The sequence below is a fragment of the Streptomyces sp. CNQ085 genome (assembly GCF_022614595.1).
GTDB lineage: Bacteria > Actinomycetota > Actinomycetes > Streptomycetales > Streptomycetaceae > Streptomyces.
In genome coordinates, this window is the sequence record NZ_JAJFAU010000196.1 from 1 (window position 1) to 7,075 (window position 7,075).

The 7,075-nt window shown below is 75.1% G+C and carries 3 protein-coding genes and 1 pseudogene; all 4 read left to right on the forward strand.

The window, feature by feature from the left end:
* Window positions 1-894 (forward strand): annotated as a pseudogene (locus LJ221_RS22385) (serine/threonine protein kinase); the annotation flags it as partial.
* 143 nt (window positions 895-1,037) lie between these two features.
* Window positions 1,038-3,284, forward strand: a complete 2,247-nt coding sequence (locus LJ221_RS22390; RefSeq protein ID WP_241718524.1) for a serine/threonine protein kinase — start codon at window positions 1,038-1,040, stop codon at window positions 3,282-3,284.
* A 147-nt stretch (window positions 3,285-3,431) separates the two neighbouring features.
* Window positions 3,432-5,099 carry a succinic semialdehyde dehydrogenase gene (locus LJ221_RS22395; protein WP_241718525.1) on the forward strand — a complete coding sequence of 556 codons (1,668 nt, stop codon included), beginning with the start codon at window positions 3,432-3,434 and terminating at the stop codon, window positions 5,097-5,099.
* 86 nt (window positions 5,100-5,185) lie between these two features.
* Entirely contained in the window at window positions 5,186-7,054 is a 1,869-nt protein-coding gene (locus LJ221_RS22400; RefSeq protein WP_241718526.1) for a GMC family oxidoreductase N-terminal domain-containing protein, read from the forward strand.
* Window positions 7,055-7,075: the final 21 nt, after the last annotated feature.

Below are 7,075 nucleotides of genomic sequence, written 5' to 3' on the forward strand. Positions count from 1 at the left end.
CGCGTCCAGTCGGCCGTCATCGCGTCCTCCGAGGAGACCGGGCGCGGCGCGGAGGGGAAGGCGGGAGAGGCCGGGGAGAAGGCAGGCGGGAAGGGCACCGCGGGCGGCCCCGGGGCGTCCGGCGGCGCCGCGGCGGCCACCGCCGTCCCGTCCGGTGCGGCCCGCGCGGCCCGTACGGCGCGGCAGCCCGCCGGGCTCGCGGTGATCGCCGTGGTGGTACTTGCCCTGCTCGGCACCGTCCTGGCCCTCGCGTTCACCGACGACGACGAGGGAGCCGGCGAGCGGGCCGGATCCGGGCGTTCCGCGACCCCGACCGCCGGGCAGGACGGCGCGGGTGCCGACGGCAGGCCGGACGAGTCCCCGGCCAACCCCTCCGCGGAGCCGTCCGGCGGCGACGAGGACGGCGGCAAGGGCGGACAGGGCGGCGAGGGGGTGCCCGAGGGCTACGAAACGGTCACCGACGACCGCTTCAACTTCTCGATGGCCATGCCCGAGGGCTATGTGCGCGCCGGGATAGCGGGACAGAACTCCGGCGGCAAGTACGCCCCGCCCGGCGGCGGCTACCCCAAGGTCCAGGTCGACTTCAACGGCAGCCCCGGGGACAGCGCGGCGGGCGCCTGGCGCTCCCAGGAACCCGCGGTGCGCGGCAGTAGCACCGGCTACTCCCTGGTGGACATCGAACCCGTGGAGTGGCGGGACTACCCGACTGTCGCGGACTGGAGGTTCGAGCGCGTGGAGAAGGGCAAGCGGGTGCGCGTCCTCAACCGCGGTTTCCGGGTCGACGACACCCACGGCTACGCCATCATGATCACCTGTGAGGCGGAGAAGTGGGACGGCGGGGAGTGCCGCACGGTGCGGGATACCGCGTTCCGGACGTTCCGCCCCCGGGACTGAGACGGAGACAACCGGCCGACGGGCGGCGCGAGGCCGCCCGGGCACGTATCGTGATAGCAGGCAGGCCCTGTGCGTCCGCGATCCGGCTGGTGGGAAAGGATCCTGACGGGCCGTAGGGCACCAGTCCGTGTGGGGAGGGCGCCGTGGACGAGTACTCGGGTCGGCTGCTGGCCGAGCGGTACCGCTTGCCGCGTCCGCCGTCGGACGAGTACGAGCCGGTGGAGTCCCGCGCGTACGACACGGCCAGCGGACAGGAGGTGCTGGTCCGTCAGGTGCCGCTGCCGGAGGTCGTCGAGGCCGAGTTCGTCGGCTGGGACGGCCACGGGCACGACCGTACCGGCCGTGCCACACGGCGCCCGGCCGACCCCGGCGTGCGGCGCGCGGTGGAGGCCGCGCTGGCCGCCTCCCGGATACCCGACCACCCCCGGCTCGACCAGGTCTTCGATGTCTTCGTCGAGGGCGACGGGCTGTGGATCGTCAGCGAACTGGTCGCGGCCCGGCCGCTGGCCGCTCTGCTCGCCGAGCGCCCGCTGAGCCCTCACCGGGCGGCGGAGCTGGCCGCCGACCTGCTCACCGCCCTGCGCGCGGTCCACGCGCACGGCTGGGTCCACCGCAACATCACCTCCCACACCGTCCTCGTCTGCGACGACGGCCGAGCCATGCTCACCGGACTGGCCGCCGGCGCGGCCGAGGAGGCGCTGTGCGGTTACGACCCGCTGCCGGCGCCCCCGAGCGTGCTGCCGCGCGGCCATGTGGACGGCCCCGCGCAGGACGCGCCCGGGGACCGGCGGGGCGAGGACGGCGGTCTCCCCGGGCTGCCGCCCGGCTACCGGGGGGCGGAGGGTGGCCCGGTGGCGGGCGGCGTGCCCCGGCAACTGGCCGGGCCCGGCTCCGCCCCCGGCGGGGACAGCGTCGCCACCGCGCGGGCCGAGGTCGAGGCGCGTACGGGCGAGCCCGGCCCGCGGGCCGGGGACCTCAGCCCGGTGCCCCCCAGCGCCTCCTCCCCTCACGGCGGCGAGTCGTACGGCGAGGAGCCGCCCGGGGGGTGGACGCCGTCCGCGCCGGGCTGGGGCGAGGAAGGGGGCGACCGCTACCGCGGCCCCACCACCGCGCTCGCCGCCGAGCGCGCCCGCCAGACCAGGACGGCGATCGTCGGCGCCGTCACCGAGCGCTGGGCCCCCGAGCAGGCCGGGCCCGTCTACGAGAACTGGCGGCTGGCCCCGCCGGTCGGTCCGGCGGCCGACCTGTGGGGGCTGGGCGCGCTGCTGTTCCGGGTCGTCCAGGGGCACGCCCCCTACCCCGAGGAGTCGGCGGCCGAGCTGGTGCAGATGGTGTGCGCCGAGCCACCGGCGTTCGCCGAGGAGTGCGGTGCGCTGCGGCCCGTCGTGGAGTCGCTGCTGCGTCAGGACCCGACCGATCGGCCGGACTTCGAGGAGTTGGGCGGCTGGCTGCGCTCCCTGATCCGCTCCGCGCCCGAGCCCGGGGTCGGGCTGCACACGGTCACCGCGCCGCTTTCACTGGAGGCGGGCCGGCCCGCCGACCCCGGGCGGCTGCCGGTGATAAGGCGCCGGGGGGAACTGGTGCGCGGGAAGCGCGCCGAGCGGTCCCCGGTGGCCGCCCGCGCCCGGCACCGGCGCGCCCGTAAGCAGCGGTCCCCGCGCCGGCTGGGAATGCTCCTGGTCGGGCTGGTCCTCCTGTTGCTGACCGGAACACTGGTGTACGCCGCGGTGTACATGCCCGGGAACGGCGCCGGCTCCCCGGAGCACAGCGCGGACCGGCGGCCCGGCAGCGTGGGCGCGCAGCCGGAACAACCGCGGCAGGAGGACCGTCCGGGGGAGGAGGCCCCGCCGCGGGAGAGTACGGCCGGGGAGCCGGGCGGGTCCGGGGCGTCGAAGCCGCCCGGCACCGAGCGGCCGCAGGCCGGCGACCGGATCGAGGGGCTGGACGGCTACGAGCTGCACAAGGACGCGGCCGGCTTCCGGATCGCGCTCCCCGAGGACGCGCGGCGGGCCGGGCCGGACGGCCGGGGGCGGACGGTCTTCACGCACGGGGACCTCGAGATCGTCGTGGTGCCCGGCCGGGACACCACGCGGGAGTACGGTTCGGACGCGATGGAGTACCTCACCGACGACCAGCGGGAACTGGACGCGTACCGCGCCGCGGACTGGGCGACCGGCTCCGGGATGCGGCGGATACAGGTGGGCCGGACGCTGATGGCCGAGGGCCGGTTCAGCTGGCGGGAGGGCGCGGACAGCACCTACATGTGCGACCGGGCGGTCATCGTCGACGGCCATTACCACACGGTGCTGGTCAGAGGGCCGGAGAGCCGGAAGGACGACATAGACCGCGTCTTCGACACGATCGCCGACACCTACCGCCCCACCGGCTGAGCCGCTCCCGCCGGGCCGTTCCCGGCCGTTCCCCGCAGGCGCCGCCCACACCCGCGCGGGATCCCTGCCGGTGATCACCGGCAGATTCCGTGAAAAATGGTTACCGCCGGGTACACAGGAGGTTTCCCGCGTCGTACCCTCCCCGGTATGACGGATTCGCCAGGTACCGCCGCCACCGGGGCGGCACAGACGACGGGCACCGGCCCCGGCGCCCCCGCGGTGCCCACGACGGCCGGCAACCCGGTCGCCGCTCCGCCCGCCGACGCCCGTACCGCCGCCGGCGTGGTGACCGGTGAGCTGGTCGCCCGGCTGACCCGCGGCCTGGCGGGCAGTGGCCGCACCGCGTGCCACACCCCCTTCACCGGCGAGAAGCTGGCCGACCTGCCCGAGTCCACCCCCGCGGACGTCGCCGAGGCCTACGCCCGGGCCCGCAGGGCGCAGCGGACATGGGCGGCGCGGCCGGTACGCGAGCGCGCGGCCGTCCTGCTGCGCTTCCACGATCTGCTGCTCGCCCGCCAGCCGGAGGTGCTGGACCTGGTCCAGCTGGAGACCGGCAAGGCGCGGCTGCACGCCCACGAGGAGGTGCAGGCGGTCGCCGTCGCCGCCCGCCACTACGGCCGCAGGGCCGCGGCGTATCTGCGCCCCCGGAGCCACACCGGCGCCATCCCGGTGCTCACCCGGGTGCGGGAGCTGCGCCATCCCAAGGGCGTGGTCGGGCAGATCGCCCCGTGGAACTACCCGCTGGAGCTGTCGGTCGGCGACGCGCTGCCCGCCTTCGCCGCGGGCAACGCCGTCGTCATGAAGCCCGACACCGAGACCGCGCTGACCGCCCTGTGGGCACGCGACCTGCTGATCGAGGCGGGGCTGCCGGCCGGGGTCTGGCAGATCGTGATCGGCGAGGGACCGGTCGTCGGCCCGGCCGTCGTCGACCACGCCGACTACGTCTCCTTCACCGGCTCCACCCGCACCGGCCGCGAGGTCGCCCAGCGGGCCGCGTTCCGCCTGGTGGGGACCTCGCTGGAGCTGGGCGGCAAGAACGCCATGCTGGTGCTGGAGGACGCCGACGTCGACCGCGCGGCCGAGGGCGCGGTGCGCGCCGCCTTCTCCTCGGCCGGGCAGCTGTGCATCTCCATCGAACGGCTCTACGTCCACGCCTCGGTCGCCGATGCCTTCCTGGAGCGGTTCACCGCCCGCACCGGGGCGCTGCGCCTGGGCTCGGCGCTGGCCTACGGCGCCGACATGGGGTCGCTCGTCTCGCGGCGGCAGCTGGAGAACGTGGTGCGGCACGTGGACGACGCCGTCGCCAGGGGCGCGAAGGTCCTGGCCGGCGGCAGGGCGCGCCCCGACGTCGGTCCGCTGTTCTACGAGCCGACCGTCCTGGAGGGCGTCACCGCACCCATGGCCGTCTGCGGCGAGGAGACCTTCGGCCCCGTCGTCTCCGTCTACCGCTTCACCGACGAGGACGAGGCGGTCGCGCTGGCCAACGCCACTCCCTACGGCCTCAACTCCAGCGTCTGGACGAGGGATGCCCGCCGGGGCCGCGAGATCGCCGCCCGGCTGCGCACCGGCACGGTCAACGTCAACGAGGGCTACGCCGCCGCGTACGGCAGCGTCCAGTCGCCGATGGGCGGCATGAGCGAGTCCGGGGTGGGCCGCCGGCACGGCTCGGAGGGCATCCTCAAGTACACCGAGGCGCAGACCGTCGCCATCCAGCGGCTGCTTCCCATGGCCCCGTCGCTCGGCATGGACGACGCGCGGTACGCGGCCCTCATGAGTTCCTCCCTGCGCGTGATGAAGGCGCTCCGTCTCCGCTGACGCCCCGTCCGGAACCCCGCCCTCGCCCCCGCCTCACCACCTTCCGTCTCCTTCCCCGGAGCCGATACGCACCACCGGAGGTCCCCGTGTCCCCAACGCAGGACGAAGCAGCGCGGCAGCCGTCCGGCCGGCCGCAGCCGCACGACTACGACGTGATCGTGGTCGGTTCCGGCTTCGGCGGTTCGGTGTCCGCGCTGCGGCTGACGGAGAAGGGCTACCGGGTCGGGGTGCTGGAGGCGGGGCGCCGTTTCACCCGCGAGACGCTGCCGAAGAACTCCTGGGACCTGAGGAACTACCTGTGGGCCCCGGCGCTGGGCCTGTACGGCATCCAGCGCATCCATCTGATGGACAAGGTGATGATCCTGGCCGGCGCCGGAGTGGGCGGCGGTTCGCTGAACTACGCCAACACCCTCTACGTGCCGCCGCCGGCCTTCTTCGCCGACCGGCAGTGGGGGCACATCACCGACTGGTACGAGGAGCTGAAGCCCTACTACGACCAGGCCAGGCGGATGCTGGGCGTGCGGCTGAACCCCACGATGACGCCCTCGGACGTCCATCTGAAGGCCGCGGCCGGGAAGATGGGAGTGGGCGACACCTTCCACCTGGCTCCGGTGGGCGTCTTCTTCGGCGACGGTGAGGACGCCGCGGGTGAGGTCAGGGCCGCTCCGGGGGCGGAGGCGCCCGACCCCTACTTCGGCGGCGCGGGCCCGGCCCGCCGGGCGTGCACCGAGTGCGGCGAGTGCATGACCGGCTGCCGGCACGGGGCCAAGAACACCCTCAACGAGAACTACCTGTACCTCGCCGAGAAGGCGGGCGCGGTCGTCCACCCGATGACCACCGTCACCGAGGTCGCCGAGGACGGCGCCGGGGGTTTCCGGGTGACCGCGGTGCGCACCGGGAAGCGCCGGGGAAGGCGCACGGTGCTGCGCGCGCGGAAGGTGGTGATCGCCGCCGGCACCTACGGCACCCAGACACTGCTGCACCGGATGCGCGACCAGGGCGTCCTGCCGCACATCTCCCCGAAGCTGGGCGAGCTGACCCGCACCAACTCCGAGGCCCTGGTCGGCGCCCTGACCACCCCGCGCCGCTACCGGAGGAAGCACGGGCCGGACGCGGGGCCGGACTTCACCCGGGGAGTGGCCATCACCTCCTCCATCCACCCCGACGACAACACTCACATCGAACCGGTGCGCTACGGCAAGGGCTCCAACGCCATGGGCGCCCTCTCCGTCCCCCAGGTGCCCTACGGCCGCGCGCCGAGGCCGCCGGCCTTCCTGGCGCACTGCCTGCGCCATCCCGCGCGGACCGTGCGGACGCTGTCCAACTACCGCTGGTCGGAGCGGACGATCATCGGTCTGGTGATGCAGTCCCTGGACAACTCCCTGACCACCTACCGCAGGACCAAGGGGCCGGGCAGGGGAGCGCTGACGGCGAAGCAGGGCCACGGCGCGCCCAACCCGGACCACATCCCCGAGGGCGCCGAGGCCGCGCGGCTCGTCGCCGAGGAGATCGGCGGCTTCCCGGCGGCGAACATCGGCGAGCTGATGGGCACCCCGCTGACCGCGCACTTCCTGGGCGGCTGCCCGATCGGCGCCTCGCCCGGCGAGGGCGTCATCGACCCCTACCACCGGCTCTACGGCCACCCCGGGATCTCGGTGGTCGACGGTGCGGCCGTCTCCGCCAACCTCGGCGTCAACCCGTCGCTGACCATCACCGCCCAGGCCGAGCGGGCGATGTCCCTGTGGCCCAACAGGGGCGAGGCCGATCCCCGCCCTGGGCAGGGCGCAGGCTACGTACGCGTGCGGCCGGTGCCGCCCCGGGCCCCGGCGGTGCCCGAGGAGGCGTTCGCGGCGCTGAGGCTGCCGGTGCTGCCCGTCCCGGCCGTCCCGCCGAGGCGGACGGCGCCGGAGGCCGGGACGGCGGGGGCCGAGGCGCCGGAGGCCACCGAGGCATGAGCGGTACGTGTGTGAGGGGGG